Source organism: Streptomyces sp. NPDC001415 (assembly GCF_053597395.1).
This window is the reverse complement of record NZ_JBSFIE010000012.1, coordinates 98,682-112,467: the sequence shown is the minus strand read 5'-3', so window position 1 is coordinate 112,467 and position 13,786 is coordinate 98,682. Positions and strand designations below refer to the sequence as shown.

The following is a 13,786-nucleotide window of genomic DNA, read 5'->3' as shown; positions in this document are numbered from 1 at the left end:
GCCGGGTCCTGAGAGGCCGGTGTAGCCTTCTGGCCGTTCGAATTCAGGCAGGGGGTGGGGATGCGATGGACGTGGCGCGGGTCATGGAGTCGTTGGCGGAGCAGGGTGTGACGGTGTTGTTCAAGGTTGACGCCGAGCGCATACGCGATGCGACGAAGCCTTGGACCTTCGTCGCGAGCGGGGCTCCGCTTCGGGATGATCTCCTGGTTCGCACGGACTCCGTCTCTCTGGAGGCGTGCCTGGAGGTCTGCCTTCCGCGGCTGCGTGAGCTTGGGTTGGTGATTCCCGATTGACGGCGCGGTTCAGGGCGGGCAACGAGCCGTGATCGAGCTTCCCGAAGGGTCATGGTGGGACTGGGACATTGTCGCCTGGGACCCCGGACGGTTGCGTCTGGGCGCCGGGCACGACATCTCGTATGTCCACGGCTTGGAGCTGGTGTTCAGCGACCCTGTCTTTGTCACGTGCCCGGCCGCCTTCCAGGATCCTGTGTTCCGTGCGCCGACGCCTGACGAGGTCCAGCTCATTGCCCGGCAGGTCGGCGAGGCACCTCCCGTACTAGTTGCCTTCGAAGCCGATGCGGGCGGGCCGAGTCTCGCTTCCGGCCTGGTTGCGGCCGGGCAGCTCGACATCGTTCAGGGAACCGTCTTCCGGTACTGGCGCGAGAACCTCGCAGTCGGGGAACGTCTGGCTCCCTGGGTGAAACCTCCGGCTTGATCGCTCCTCGGCCTATGCGGCCGCCGCACCAAGGGCTTCGCCCGGAGGTGGGAAAGCGGCGAGTTCGTCAAACAGCCGGCGGTTCTTGAGGCAGTGGTAGAGCTGGCCGAGCGCGAACTCCTGTACTTTCCGGATGCCGGGGCGCTCCTTTTCGGCATGCTCTTCGGACGTAGAGTCGGCCCGTGGCGCCAGGGCCGTTGGCTCGGCAGCCCTCGGCGTCGGTCTTCGCTGCGGCCTGCGGCGAGCACCTGCGACAGCTTCTCGGCGGGCAGGCGGGACCACTTGGCCACCTCCTCAAGCGCCACCCCGGCCGCGACGGCCGCGGCGGCGGTATGCAGCACGGCTCGGTCGATCAGCTCGGCACTCTGACTGAGGTGCTCCAGCAGTTCCCGGGCCACCTCGGAGGTGGTGCCGCTCTGCGCGTCGCGCAGCTGCGCCAGCTCCTCGTGGGCCTGGTCGAGCAACCGCGTGATGTGGAAGCGGTGCTCGGCGGAAATGGTGGCACGCCACCGGGTACCCGGGCCGAGGCGGACGTTCTGGCCGGTGACCTGGAAGCCGCCGCGGTACGGATTCGTGCCTGGCGCGACCGGTTGCCCAGCTAGGGCCTGTCCGGCGGATCAGGGTTGGAGAGGCTCTAGGCGACCTTGGGGCCGCAGCGCATACCGATGTAGACGCAGGCCGTGCCGTCCTCCAGCGTGGAGAAGACCACGGGCATGTAGTCCTCGCTGAACGCCGCGCCCACCCCGGTACCCGCGAAGACCGTCCCCGTCACCGGAATCAGGTCTATGTCCAGGGGCTCGGAGAAGTCCTTCATGCCGTCGACGAACTCGTAGAGCGCGTGCCCCGCCCCGTCCCGCTCCGTCACCGTGATGACCACGCCCTCGCGCCGGTACGTGCCGACGAGCGGAGCCCAGTCGACCACGGGCGGCGTGGCCGGCGGGGCGAAGGGCGCCGGCATCGTCACACCGGCCAACTCGGCGAGGAGTTCCCGGTAGAGCGCCGCGTACAGCTCACGCGCACCGCCGCCGTTCGTGAGCAGCGCGATCGCAACACCCGCCGACGGCACCACGCGCAGATAGCCGTACTGCCCGATGGAGGCACCGTCGTGGCCGTAACCCTGGACGCCGTTCCAGTCGTACAGGGTCCAGCCCAGGCCCCAACCGTCCGAGCTGACCGTCCACTTGTCGGGGCAGTCGACCACACGGCGCTGCATCAGCGCGACGCTCTCCTCGGACAGCACGCGCGTGCCGTCCTCCGCCACCCCGCCCGCGAGGTGCATCCGCGCGAGGCGCGCGAGGTCCCCGGCGGTGGCGATGACCCTGCCGTAGGGACCGGCCGAGCGCGGCATCAGGTCCCAGGACGGTGCCGGTTCCGGCTCCTGGCCCGGCTCGCCGAGGTGCCCCATCGCCGCACGGAACCGCAGCGCCTCCTCGGGAAGCGTCATCGTGTGCGTGAGGCCGAGCGGGGTGAGGAGCAGGTCCTTCAGGGCCTCGTCCCAGACCTGGCCCGTCACCACCTCGATGATCCGGCCGAGCACGTTGTACCCGATGCCGCTGTACGAAATCGCGGTGCCGGGCGGGCAGTCGAGCGCCACGTCCTTCGCGGCCTCGACGTACTTGGCGAGGCAGTCGTCGCCGCGCCCGCTGTCGTAGGTGAAGTCGCAGGTGAGACCGCTTGTGTGGCTGAGCAGTTGACGCGTGGTGATCGTCCTGGTGGCCTCGGGGTCGGCGACCGAGAACTCCGGCAGCACGTCCACGACCGGCGCGTCCAGGTCCAGTCGCCCCGATTCGACGAGGCGCATGATCAGGGTGGCGGTGTAGATCTTGGCGATCGACCCCATCTGGTAGACCGAGTCGGTCGTTGCTGTGACGCCCGTGCCGCGGTGGAGGACGCCGCTGGCCAACTCGTGGACGGTTCCGTCCACGAGGACCGCGAGGGATGCGGCCGGGACGTGGTGCTTGGCGCGCAGTGCGTCGAGGCGGTTCTGCCAGTGGACGAGGTCCAGTTTCCTGCCCGTCGAGTCCCTCGTCCCCCAGTCACCCTGGGCTTCCCAAGTGCCCTGCGCGTCCCAGCTCACGTTCTTCGACATGTCAGCCCCCATCTGTTGCGTACGACCGTTGCGTACGACGTTCTCTCGATGCGAACACTGTACGCATGACGTAACGCCGTACGCAAGGTGCGTACAGCGTGCGCTAGCCTGGTGGGGACGATGGCCGTGGGACGAGCAGAGACGAGGGCCGCATGCCAGCCGATGAGAAGCCGACCACCTCGGTGTGGACCCGGCCGCGCCCCCGGCAGCGGGAACACCTGACCCGCGAGCAGATCGTCGCCGAAGCGATCCGCCTGTTGGACGCGGAGGGCGTCGGGGAGCTCAGCATGCGCAAGCTCGGCACCCGCCTGGGTGCGGCGGCCACCTCCCTGTACCGGCACGTGGCCAGCAAGGACGAGCTGATCGAGCTGGTCGTGGACGACGTCTACGGCGAACCGGACGTACCGACCGCCGCCGAGGGCGCCCGGTGGCGCGCGGCCGTCACGCACGCCGCCACCGAGCTGCGGGCGATGACCCTGCGCCACCCGTGGATCGCCCCCGAACTGGGCCAGGTCGGCCTCGTCCACATCGGCCCGAACGCCATGCGGATGTCGTCGGCGCTGCTCGCACAGTTCGAGGCGGCGGGCTTCCCCGCGGACGAGATGGACCAGGCCATGGGCACACTCATGGCGTACGTCATCGGGATCGCGACCGCCGAGGCCGCCTACCTCTCACTGATCGCCCGCAGCGGCAAGACCGAGCAGGAGTGGGTGGCGGGCCTGCGACCGGCCTTCGACGAGGCCACGCGGGAGCACCCGCGGCTCCGCGCCGGAAGCTCCGCCCAGCAGGACGTGCACCCGCAGCGGATCCGCGATGACAACTTCGCGTACGGCCTCGATCGGGTCCTCGACGGTCTGGCGGCCCGACTCACGCCCCAGGCGTATTGATCACAAGCGTTGTTGACACGCGGTAGGTCTTGAACACGGCGAAGACCTCCGGTGCGGTGGGAGCTGTCTAGGAACTCACCGCACGGAGGTCTTCGTGTCCCGCCGTAATGCCCGGTTGACCGTCTTCGGTAGGCGGCTGCTGGTCGAACGTGTCCTGGCGAGCCGCCCCGTCGCGCATGTCGCAGCCGAGATGGGCATATCGAGGCCCACGGCCTGCACATGGGTCCGCCGCTGGAAGAGCGAAGGCGATACGGGGCTGGCCGACCGGTCCAGCAGGCCGGGCAGGACCCCGCACCGGACACCGTCCGCGGTGGAAGACCGAGTCTGTGACCTGCGGTGCGAAAGCTGGGGCCCGCGCGGATCGGCCCGATCGTGCGACTGCCGCCCTCGACCGTGCACCGCATCCTCACCCGCCACCGGCTCAACCGGCTTGCCTGGCCCGACCGCCCGACCGCCCGACCGCCCGACCGCCCGACCGCCCGACCGCCCGACCGTTACCGTGATCCGCCGCTACGAACGCGAGCGGCCCGGCGAGTGGGTGTCTGTGTGTCGCTCGGTCGTCAAGGCCTCGCGCCAGTGCTCGGCGGAGCGGACCAGGTCCTGTCCGACCCGGTCGAGGAAGCGGCCCATGTTGGCCAGCCGTGTTGCCGCGGGCGTGTCGGCACCGAGCAAGTCGGCCCCCTCCTGGGCGGCTTCGGCCAGCACGGCGTTCATGCGGGCACTGGCCAGCATGGCGCGGAACCAGACGTCCTCGTCGATCGTGTACCGGTCCCGCCGCTGTTCCCGGGCGTCCCGCTCGCGCCGGATCAGCTCCTGGCCCTCCAGGTATCGGACCGCCTTGGAGATCGATGCCGGGCTGACGTGCAGTCGCTCGACCAGTTCGGCGGTGGTGAGGCTGCCGGCGTCGGAGGTGTACAGGCAGGCCAGCACGCTTGCCATCATGTTGGGGATGCCGGTGGCCACCAGCAGTTCGGTGAACCGCTGCGCGTACGCGTGCACCGTCGCCAGGTCGCGCCCGAAGGCGTCGGAGCCGACGGCCGCTGCCGTCGCGGGAGCCGTCGGCTTGTGGCGGCGGGCCCGGCGTTCGGTCGCCTGCTGTGCCCGGTCGGACCGGTAGGCGATGGGGCCGCCGTTGCGCATCACCTCACGGGTGATGGTGGACGTCGGCCGCTCCAGTCGTTTGGCGATCTCGGTGTAGGAGAGTCCCTCGGCCAGGCCGGTCGCGATCTGCCGGCGTTCCTGCTGGCTCAGTCTGCCTCCTGGCACGGGTGCCCTCCTCCTGCTGCGTCCACGTCCGCTTCATTGCAACACGTGCGGCGCGACTTTTGCATTCATTGGCAAGCTCATTGCAAGAATTCATGGCCTTCTAGCTGCACAGATAGAGATTCTTGCCAGATCTTCAATTGCCAGTTTAGTGAACGCAACATAGCCTTTCTCGTGTCGCGAAGAACGCGGCCACTACCGGAGGAGCCCGAGATGACCACCACTCAGATCACCGCCACCGCCCCCGTCATGCAGGTCCTGGACACCGCCGTCACCGGTCACGGCTTCCCGGGGATGGTCGCCGAAATCCGCCGCTCCGGCCAGCAGTGGTTCGGCTCCGCAGGCACTGCCGAGTACGGCACCGGCCGCGAGCGACTGGCCGAGGAGCAGATCCGGGTCGGCAGCATCACCAAGACCTTCACCGCCACCGTCATCCTCCAACTGGCCGCCGAATACGTGCTGAACCTCGACGACTCCGTGGAGAAGTGGCTGCCCGGCCTGATCCAAGGCAACGGCCACGACGGCACCCGGATCACGGTCCGGCACCTGCTCAGCCACCGCAGCGGCCTGTTCGCCTTCACCCTCGACGCCGACATGCTGCGCCGCTACGCCAGCCCCGAACTGCTGGCGCACCGCTTCGACCGGTGGACCCCGGAGCAACTGGTGAAGATCTCCCTCGCCCACCCGGCGGAGTTCGAGCCCGGCCAGGAATTCTCATACTCCAACACCAACTTCGTCCTCGCCGGGATGATCATCGAGAAAGCCACCGGCATGTCCTACACCGACGTGCTCGATCTGCGGATCCTGCGTCCGCTCAAGCTCGACTCGACGTATCTGGCGAACCAGGAGACCAGGTTCCGCGGCCCGCACACCCACAGCTACTCCCGCCTGACCCTGCAGGAACCCGACGCACCGGCCCACGACGTGACCGAGCTCGACGCCACCTACGGCTTTGCCACCGGCGAGCTGATTTCCACCACCGGCGACCTGATCACCTTCCTCGGCGCCCTGCTGGGCGGCCGCCTGCTGCCGCCGGCGCAACTGGACGAGATGCTCACCATGACGCCCGTCCCGGACGGCAAGTGGCTGGACGGCTACAGCTACGGTCTGGGCCTGTCCTCCGTCGAACTGCCCAATGGCACCCGGGTGTTCGGGCACGGCGGGATGATCACCGGCAACTGGTCCTACCTGTACGGCGCACAGGATGGCCGGCAAATCGCCGCGATGAACGTCAACGGCGACTGGGGATGCCCGCCGCTCGACCTGTTCGTCCAGGCCCTGGATAGCGCCATCACACCCACCGTGTGACGATTCCGCCAGGCACCCGGCGACCTGTCTGACGCCCGCTGGGAACCGCTCGGGGCAAGCCGTCGGCGTCCTGCCTCGGTGAACCTCTTTCATCCTGTCCCTGGGGAGTGAAATAGCCTGGCCAGAGGGGTGGGTGACATGGCAGAGCACCTCGTCGTGGGGGTGGTGACATCACTACCAGCCGTACAACCGTGACCACACCCGCCTGCGCGCACCTGGTGAGCGCGCCTTCGCCCGACTCAAGACATGGCGCCTCTTCCGCAAGGCACGTTGCTCAACCAACCGCATCGGCAGATGCGTCGCCGCCGTCCACACCCTCCTCACCTGCAGCTATTCAGGATGAAGGAGGTTCACTGAGCCGGACCCGCACAGACACCAGGCCGCTGCAGGCGCCACGTAGATCGATCACGCGCTCCCTCCACGGCCCCCCCCATGCTCCTGTTGAGCGGCACTCAACAGCATGGAGCGGCTGCGCGGTACGGGGGTGTGTCAGTCCGCTGGAGTAGCCTTCCCGCCACCACGCACCACCTGGAAGGACCTGGAGAGTTGACTGACCTGGCCGCGTTCCCGTTGCCCTTCGCCACTTCCCATTCGATGTCGATGTCGCCGCCCAGAACCCGGCGGGAACTGGAGATGATCGAGTGCAGCGCCCACATACGGTCGAAGCCGGACTGGTTCGCCAAGATGAATGACTCGGAAATTGTTGCCAGGTGGACGCAGGAAGCGGTCGACCAGGGCATGACGGAGGCGCAGATTCGTTATGTGCTCGCCGAACTCGCTTACTACGCCGAGCTGCGGGACGGGCGTACGGGCATCGAGGTGTCCGCCGTCGACGGCGTGTGGCAATCGGACTCGCTGATCGACGACGAGCTCAGGTCCCGGTTGCGGGAGGCCGTCCGGGTTCTGGAAGAGGTCCCTGAAGCGGAGCAGGACTGGCATCCGGGATCCGACGGCCAGGTACTGGATCTGGTTCACCCCTCGCTGTTCTGCAACGTGCGTGAGGTGAGCGGCGGGCCCGAGCGGGCATGGGAGAGCCCAGCGAAGAACCACTGGACGAAGTACCAATTCTCGGAGAAGTTCCAGTGGCTGCCCACGGACATCGAGGTCGGTGACGACGGCGACGTTTCCTTCCTCTCGTACGTCAACAACGTCCACCCCGTGGAGCACCGCGAACTTGCCTCCGTACTACCGGACTTGTTCGGCCGCATGCTCCCGCTCCTTGAGAACGTGCTCACCGATCTGCGCCATCCGCGGCCCCCGCGGATCAAGGCGGATCCGTACTCCTGGTACGACGAGGGCGAGCCGGTCGCCCCCGAGAGCGACGACGCAGACGCGTACGCCGCATATGAGGAAGCCATGGACGACTGGTGGGCCAACCGCCGCCCGGTCGTTCCGGACGCCCCGGAGTTCAGGGCTCCCACGGCACCCGACGACACCGCTCGGGTGGACCTGCGCGGTCGGCGTCTCCAGGTCATAGCCAAGCTCGCCACCATTCAACTCACCCCGGACAAGCCGGAGTACGCAGGTGGCTCCTGGCATGTCGAGGGGATGATGAACGAGCGGATCGTCTCGACCGCCATTTACTACTGGGACAGTGAGAACATCACCCAAAGCCGACTGAGCTTCCGGGCCGCGGTCGACGACCCGGACTACGAGCAGAACGACGACACCGGCGTGAGTGACGTCTATGGCCTGGACAACGAGGACCCACTGAACCAGGTCCTTGGTTCGGCATCGACACCGGCGGGCCGCTGCCTGGCGTTCCCGAACATCCTGCAGCACCGCGTCGGCTCGTTCCGCCTCGCTGACCCCACCCGGCCGGGACACCGCAAAATCCTTGCGTTCTTCCTGGTCGACCCGTCGAAGCGCATCGTCTCGACCTCCGACATACCGCAGCAGCAGCCATGGTCCGACACCTCGACCATGACGCTGGAGCAGGCCAAGGGCTACCGCGAACAGCTCATGCATGAACGGAAGTTCTTCGTCGACGAACACAACGAGCAGCTCTACGAGCGAGAGTTCTCCCTCTGTGAGCACTGAGCCGGCCAACGCCACACCGCTCACACCGCACGCCTCACCCGGCCTGGAACGCGCTCCCTGACGGCCTGGGCCGACTGCGACAGGTAGATGGCGACGCTCTGTCCTGTAGTAGGGCGAAGTGGATCGGCGCGCTGTTGTTCGTGGTGGACCCGCTGCCCAACAGCGGCGGGCCGCCGTCAGCGTCGCTCGCCGGCTGGGGAGCGTGGACGCAGCTGGGCTGCCCCGGGGCGGGCGTTGGAAATCTCCTGACCGGCACGGCTCACGCCTGCTCGCTGGACGACGGTCTGTCTTCTGTGGGAGGCCGGGGGGTTGAGGGGCGTGGGGTACTCCGGAGGAAGTCGACGGTGGTGCTTTCATGGGTGTTCACGCTGTTCTTCGGGCTCTTCGGTCTCGTCTGTTTCCTCGATGCGAAAGTCCACTCGTGGTCGGCGTCGGGCCCGCTGAGCGGGGCGTCTGCCTGTTTCTTCACGGTGGCGCTCGCCCGCCGTATCTTGGGTGCCAGAATCGTGCTGGGGGAGCAGATCGCGGTCATCAACCCGTTGTTCACCTACCGGATCCCGTGCAGGGCTGTCGTGGAGGCGGCGGCTGACGCGAGGGGGTCGCTCGTCATCCGGTGCGGGGACGGGCGGCGGTGTATCCGGCCGTGTTCGGCGGAGCATTGATGGATCGCTGGGTGGGGAGTACGACGAGGGCGGCCAGGACAGTCAATGATTACCGGCGAGCCGTAGGGAAGCGGTCCGATCCGGTTCTCGCGGTGCGGAGCGTGACGCGAGCGTGGATAGCGGACACGTGCCTCATGACGGCCGCAGCCTCGGCTGTTCTCGCCGCGTATCTCGGTAGCTGAAGCTGCGATCACAACGGCGCGTCGGCGAAGCCTGCCTCCGGTCGCCCGGCCCGTCCTGGCCTATGGCGCCGGGCAGACGAACGGGCCCGGCAGGCGCCGGTGCCCCAAGCCTTTCCGGCCGTTGCGAGGTGAGTACGGGTACTCATGTGCGTCCGGGGCCTGTCAGGCAGGATCGGCGGATGAGCGCGATGCGATCCCGCCGTCAGGCGGACATGCCGTGTGCCGTGGCGACCGGTGTTTTCGGGCTGCTGGCCATGGCCGGGCTCGTCTATTGCATGATGATGAGCAGCCTGTCCTTCGGTGCGCCCAGCCGGGAGGACCTGGTGCAGCAGGCCGGGTATGGGGTGGAGTTCGCTTGGACGGCGACGTGGATCCTGATCGTCGGGGGTGTGCTGGCTGCGCTGCTGCGGCTGTGGCGCACCCTGTCCGTGCATCTGGTGGTGTTCGGCGCCGGGACGGTCTTGCTGTGGGCTGAGGCAGCCTCGCGGGCTTCACGATGACCCAGTACGCCGGACGCGTGGCTGCTGTTGGAAGAGATGGATGGGCCAGGCACCGGGTGGAGTTGGCTCTGTTATGGACACCGGGCGCGAGACCCGAGAGCGCCACGACCGGTTCCGTCTTCGTACGGCCGCGGCTTGCGGCGCGGATCGCGAACCGCAGGGCGGCGAACTGGACGCTGGAGAACGCTCCTTGGTCACCAGTCAAGGCAGGCCGGCACGTCGTCACGAAGCTGACGGAGTGGGGCTACCGGCTGGACCATGAACGGGAAGCGGACATCACGGCGCTGACCGTGCTCCTGGCCCGAGCAGCGCTGACCGATGGGGGTCGGCGCATCAGCCTGCACCTGGCCGACCAGAACCACCAAGCCCTCATCCTCATCCTGTCCCACCAGAGCGGTCCCGCGCCCGAAGGCCCCGAGGGCGAGGACCTGCTGCGCGAGGTGACCGCGCTCGGTGTCGTCTCCTGTGGCACGGACACCGACCGGGAAGACGGTGGCCGCCGCCGCTGGGCTCTGACCGACCTGGACGAGTGAGCCGATGTAGCCCCGGTTCGAAGGGGAGCGCGTCGGGTGAGGCTCCACGTGGTCGTGGTGGCGGTCAGTGGGCGTCGCCATGACCATCCCAGTGCTCCGCACAGCGGTCGGCATCGCTGCTTTCGGCCCCAAGCGGCCCTCGCGGGGCGGCGGTTGGAGCCATGCGGGCCAGAACGGCAAACTCCCGGTCATCCTTTTCTCCGGCCCCTATCCGGGATGTCGCGCACACGCCAAGATCTCCTCCGCGTCGGGCCGTATCCGGTGCCCGGCGCAGGGAGGAGAGCGCATGATGCCCCAACGGCACCGGCGACGGTTCATCACCTGCACCGTCGTGGCCGCCGCGTTCGGACTACTGGGCACCCAGTCGTTCGCGGCATCCGGTGACACCAGACCCCGGCCCTGGAACGCGCGCCACCAGGCCGACATCGGCAAGCAGCACACCAAAGCCGTGCACGCGGGCAAGGGGATGTCCGCGTTCGCCGCGTCCGAGAGAGGTGATGACGGCTCGGACGAGGCGGAGAACTCCGCCGAGGGCACCGCCCAGTACACCGAGGCTCGCACCGCTCCCGGCGTGGTGGCCCCAGGCGCGTACGGGGCGGCCTGGGCGCAGCTCCAGTCGATGCGGCACACCGCGGGCGACTGGGACCACGTCACGAGGAAGGCGTACGACTCCGACGACCCGCGCTACCGCGACATCAACTCCAATTCCAGTGGCGGATCGGGGAAGGTGACGGGCCGGATCACCGGGATCGCCGCCGACGACCAGGGCTACGTGTACGCGGGCGGCGCCAACGGGGGCGTCTTCCGGTCGAAGACCGGCGGCGGGCGCTGGGAGCCGATCGCCGACAAGCTGCCCTCGCTGTCGACCGGCACCCTCGCGCTCGACGGCTCCAAGAGGCTCTGGTATGCGACCGGCGAGTCCAATACCGGCGCAACCTCCTTCGTGGGCACGGGAGTTTACGTTCTGGCCGATCCGCAGCACGGGCAGTTCCAGCCGGGCAGCCGGGTGGGCGGGGCCGAGCTGGAGTCCACGGTCATCCACGCCCTGCGGTTCGCCGGCACCAAGGCGTGGGCGGCCACCAGCCGGGGCGTGTGGTCGCACTCCACCACCACGCTGTCGGGCCCGTGGAAGCTGGAATTCGCCCCCAACCCGGACTATCTGCCGGGTGGTTCGAAGGCCGGCGACGAGTCGGCTCCGTACAAGAACATCGCCAACGACATCGCGGTCGATCCCAAGGACCCGAGCAAGGTGTTGCTCGCCGTCGGCTGGCGCGGTGGCGACACCTACAACGGCCTGTACTCCCAGCAGGGCGACGGGAGTTGGAAGCGCACCAGCGGTCTCGGTGACCTGCCGACCAGCAGCGACGACGTCGGCAACGTGACGTTCGGGGCGGCGGCCGACGGCTCGCGCCTGTACGCGATCGACCAGTCACCGGCGCAGACCAACAGCAACCCGGACAGCGGGCTCAAGGGCGTGTACGTGTCCAAGTCGGGTTCGCCGTTCGGACCCTGGACGCAGATCGCCGACTACACCAAGCTGCGGAATTCGGGCTCGGCGCTGCAGGGCGCGGGCTACATGCCAGGCATCCAGTCCTGGTACAACCAGTTCCTCCAGGTCGACCCGAACAACGCCGACCACGTCTACCTGGGCCTGGAAGAGGTCTTCGAGACCAAGAACGGCGGCACGAACTGGATCACTCCCGGCCCGTACTGGAATTTCCCGTTCCCCTGCTGGAGCATCGATCCGGCCAAGCAGACCGGCGACTGCTCGCCGACCACCCACTCCGACCAGCACGCCGTCGCGGTCGGCTCGTACAAGGGCAAGACGTACGCCTACGTCGGCAACGACGGCGGCATCTACCGGCGGCCGCTGAACGGCGCGGTCGACTCCGGCGGCCACGCCAAGGACTGGCAGTCGCTGAACGACGGCACCCTCGACACCCTGCAGTACTACTCGGTCGGTGTTGGCAAGGACCTCGACCACGGCGGCGTCTCGGTCACCGGCGGCCTCCAGGACAACGGGCAGTCGATCCTGCGCGGCCACGACAAGGTCATGGGCTCCAACTTCGGCGGCGACGGCGGCGACACCATCACCGACCCGGCCAACGGCTGCAACATCGCGAACGAGTACGTCTACCTCGACATGTGGGTCACGCAGAACTGCGGTGTGAACAACGGAAGTTGGGTCACCGACCCGACGAAGGCCACCGAATACGAGGTCGCCCCGCCCGACAAGGACCTCGGCGGCAGCGGTGCCCGCTTCATCGCCCCCATCACCTCCGACGCCAAGGACACCAACACCTGGGTGGCCGGCGGCCGTCACGTGTGGGTGCAGACCAAGGGCTTCGCGATCCGCTCGGGCACCGAGTGGAAGAACGCCTACGACCTGGGTGACGGCCACGTGGCCACCGCCGTGGCATCCTCGGGTGGCACGGTGTACGTCGGCTGGTGCGGGCCCTGCAACAACCAGGGCTTCAGCCGCGGCATCGCGGTCGGCAACGCCGACGGCACCGGCTGGCACCAGCTCAACCTGCCCGTCGACGGAACGATCCCGAACCGCTACATCTCCGGCTTCGAGGTCGACCCGGCCAATGCCCAGCATGTGTACGTCGCGGTCAACGGCTTCTCCCGGAAGTGGACCGAAGGCCCCGGTGCGGGCGTCGGCCACATCTTCGAATCCCGTGACGGCGGCGGCAGTTGGACGGACATCTCCGCCAACCTGCCCGACGTCCCGGCTGACTCGGTCAAACTCCTGCCGAACGGCGGCCTCACCCTCGCCACCGACCTCGCCGTCTTCTACCGGCCGGCCGGTGCGAGCCAGTGGCAGGTCCTCGGCAAGAACCTGCCCACCACCGCCGTGCTGCAACTGCGCCTCGGCCCCGACGGCAACCTGTACGCCGCCACCCACGGGCGCGGCATCTGGTCCTTCGACCCGCGACATCTGAAGGGGCGTACGGACTGATCTCTCCGCACCCGCCGACTTCTCGGTGCGGGCGGCCGGTGCGGCCCCCTTTCGCGGGGTCCGTACCGGCCGTTGGGCGTCCACAACGTTTGGGCATGTCACGGGACTTGGTGCGCCGCCACGTCCAGGTGCAGCGTGAAGAACTCCGCTCCTTCCGTGCCCCAGGTGACCGTCGCGGCGCCCGTCCGGGCCGCGCGGGCCGTGACCCGTACACTGCCATCCGGGTCGACGGCTGTCCCGGTGACCGTGGCCAGCATCGGGCTGCTGCTGTGCGGCGGTGGCCACCCGCCGGGGCGGGACGGCAGGATCACCGTCACTGTCGCACCGGGCCGCACGCACAGCCGTTGGACGGACGCATCCTCCATGCGGTGGTGGATGGTGATGGCGCCGGCCATGCAGCCTGGAGCAGTGGGCGAAGGCACGGCTCTCGTCGGCGTCTGCGCGGGCGTCGTTCTCGGTGCGGGTGCCGCGGGCTCTGGAGGGGTGGAGGCAGGTTTCCGGTCGCCGGGCCTGGTCGTCGTGGCGGCCGGGGACACGTCGGTGGAAGGGGGCGGAGGAGCGTCGTGCGGCGGTGAGCCCGTGGCTCCGGTGCCGCAGGCGGCCAGGGCGCAGGACACGGCGACCAGGGCCAGCCCGAACCACGGCC

At 68.5% G+C, this 13,786-nt stretch carries 12 protein-coding genes and 2 pseudogenes; 11 read left to right on the top strand and 3 right to left on the bottom strand.

From position 1 onward, the window contains the following. Positions 1-321 precede the first annotated feature (321 nt). Both ACWC2B_RS18585 and ACWC2B_RS18580 read left to right on the top strand, forming a co-directional pair. Positions 322-714, top strand: coding sequence for a hypothetical protein (locus tag ACWC2B_RS18585; protein WP_450717773.1), 393 nt, complete (start codon positions 322-324; stop codon positions 712-714). A gap of 182 nt (positions 715-896) precedes the next feature. Continuing rightward, positions 897-1,316 (top strand): hypothetical protein, encoded by a 420-nt coding sequence (locus tag ACWC2B_RS18580; RefSeq protein ID WP_450717771.1) that lies wholly within the window; start codon positions 897-899, stop codon positions 1,314-1,316. A 32-nt stretch (positions 1,317-1,348) separates the two neighbouring features. Here the strand turns inward: ACWC2B_RS18580 and ACWC2B_RS18575 are convergent, their stop codons facing one another. Next, on the bottom strand, positions 1,349-2,803 hold the full coding sequence (locus tag ACWC2B_RS18575; RefSeq protein WP_450717769.1) for a serine hydrolase domain-containing protein: 1,455 nt from the start codon (positions 2,801-2,803) through the stop codon (positions 1,349-1,351). Positions 2,804-2,955: 152 nt separating this feature from the next. On the opposite strand from ACWC2B_RS18575, the gene ACWC2B_RS18570 reads away from it, so the two are divergent. Beyond that, positions 2,956-3,690, top strand: coding sequence for a TetR/AcrR family transcriptional regulator (locus tag ACWC2B_RS18570; RefSeq protein WP_450717767.1), 735 nt, complete (start codon positions 2,956-2,958; stop codon positions 3,688-3,690). A 94-nt stretch (positions 3,691-3,784) separates the two neighbouring features. Further along, a pseudogene (locus tag ACWC2B_RS18565) lies at positions 3,785-4,036 on the top strand (leucine zipper domain-containing protein); the annotation flags it as partial. A 164-nt stretch (positions 4,037-4,200) separates the two neighbouring features. Here the strand turns inward: ACWC2B_RS18565 and ACWC2B_RS18560 are convergent. Continuing rightward, the gene (locus tag ACWC2B_RS18560) at positions 4,201-4,956 is read right to left on the bottom strand and encodes a helix-turn-helix domain-containing protein (RefSeq protein ID WP_450717765.1); all 756 of its coding nucleotides are present in this window, start codon (positions 4,954-4,956) and stop codon (positions 4,201-4,203) included. A 210-nt stretch (positions 4,957-5,166) separates the two neighbouring features. On the opposite strand from ACWC2B_RS18560, the gene ACWC2B_RS18555 reads away from it, so the two are divergent. The 7 genes and pseudogenes from ACWC2B_RS18555 (at position 5,167) to ACWC2B_RS18525 (ending at position 13,140) form a co-directional block, all read left to right on the top strand. Continuing rightward, positions 5,167-6,261, top strand: a complete 1,095-nt coding sequence (locus tag ACWC2B_RS18555) for a serine hydrolase domain-containing protein (RefSeq protein WP_450717763.1) — start codon at positions 5,167-5,169, stop codon at positions 6,259-6,261. A 172-nt stretch (positions 6,262-6,433) separates the two neighbouring features. Beyond that, positions 6,434-6,604, top strand: a pseudogene (locus ACWC2B_RS18550) (IS5/IS1182 family transposase); the annotation flags it as partial. Between the two features lie 203 nt (positions 6,605-6,807). Beyond that, positions 6,808-8,301 carry a DUF4246 domain-containing protein gene (locus ACWC2B_RS18545; RefSeq protein ID WP_450717761.1) on the top strand — a complete coding sequence of 498 codons (1,494 nt, stop codon included), beginning with the start codon at positions 6,808-6,810 and terminating at the stop codon, positions 8,299-8,301. 359 nt (positions 8,302-8,660) lie between these two features. Beyond that, positions 8,661-8,963 (top strand): hypothetical protein, encoded by a 303-nt coding sequence (locus tag ACWC2B_RS18540; protein WP_450717759.1) that lies wholly within the window; start codon positions 8,661-8,663, stop codon positions 8,961-8,963. 361 nt (positions 8,964-9,324) lie between these two features. Next, entirely contained in the window at positions 9,325-9,645 is a 321-nt protein-coding gene (locus ACWC2B_RS18535) for a hypothetical protein (protein ID WP_450717757.1), read from the top strand. A 56-nt stretch (positions 9,646-9,701) separates the two neighbouring features. Then, the gene (locus ACWC2B_RS18530; RefSeq protein ID WP_450717755.1) at positions 9,702-10,178 is read left to right on the top strand and encodes a hypothetical protein; all 477 of its coding nucleotides are present in this window, start codon (positions 9,702-9,704) and stop codon (positions 10,176-10,178) included. A gap of 286 nt (positions 10,179-10,464) precedes the next feature. Next, positions 10,465-13,140, top strand: a complete 2,676-nt coding sequence (locus tag ACWC2B_RS18525; RefSeq protein ID WP_450717753.1) for a glycosyl hydrolase — start codon at positions 10,465-10,467, stop codon at positions 13,138-13,140. A 98-nt stretch (positions 13,141-13,238) separates the two neighbouring features. Here the strand turns inward: ACWC2B_RS18525 and ACWC2B_RS18520 are convergent, their stop codons facing one another. Further along, positions 13,239-13,535 (bottom strand): acetyl-CoA synthetase, encoded by a 297-nt coding sequence (locus ACWC2B_RS18520; protein WP_450717751.1) that lies wholly within the window; start codon positions 13,533-13,535, stop codon positions 13,239-13,241. Positions 13,536-13,786: the final 251 nt, after the last annotated feature.

Bases quoted from the DNA above. Each gene is read 5' to 3' on its own strand.
- ACWC2B_RS18575 (WP_450717769.1), bottom strand. From the start codon at position 2,803: ATGTCGAAGAACGTGAGCTGGGACGCGCAGGGCACTTGGGAAGCCCAG.
- ACWC2B_RS18570 (WP_450717767.1), top strand. From the start codon at position 2,956: ATGCCAGCCGATGAGAAGCCGACCACCTCGGTGTGGACCCGGCCGCGC.
- ACWC2B_RS18555 (WP_450717763.1), top strand. From the start codon at position 5,167: ATGACCACCACTCAGATCACCGCCACCGCCCCCGTCATGCAGGTCCTG.
- ACWC2B_RS18535 (WP_450717757.1), top strand. From the start codon at position 9,325: ATGAGCGCGATGCGATCCCGCCGTCAGGCGGACATGCCGTGTGCCGTG.
- ACWC2B_RS18525 (WP_450717753.1), top strand. From the start codon at position 10,465: ATGATGCCCCAACGGCACCGGCGACGGTTCATCACCTGCACCGTCGTG.
- ACWC2B_RS18520 (WP_450717751.1), bottom strand. From the start codon at position 13,535: ATGGCCGGCGCCATCACCATCCACCACCGCATGGAGGATGCGTCCGTC.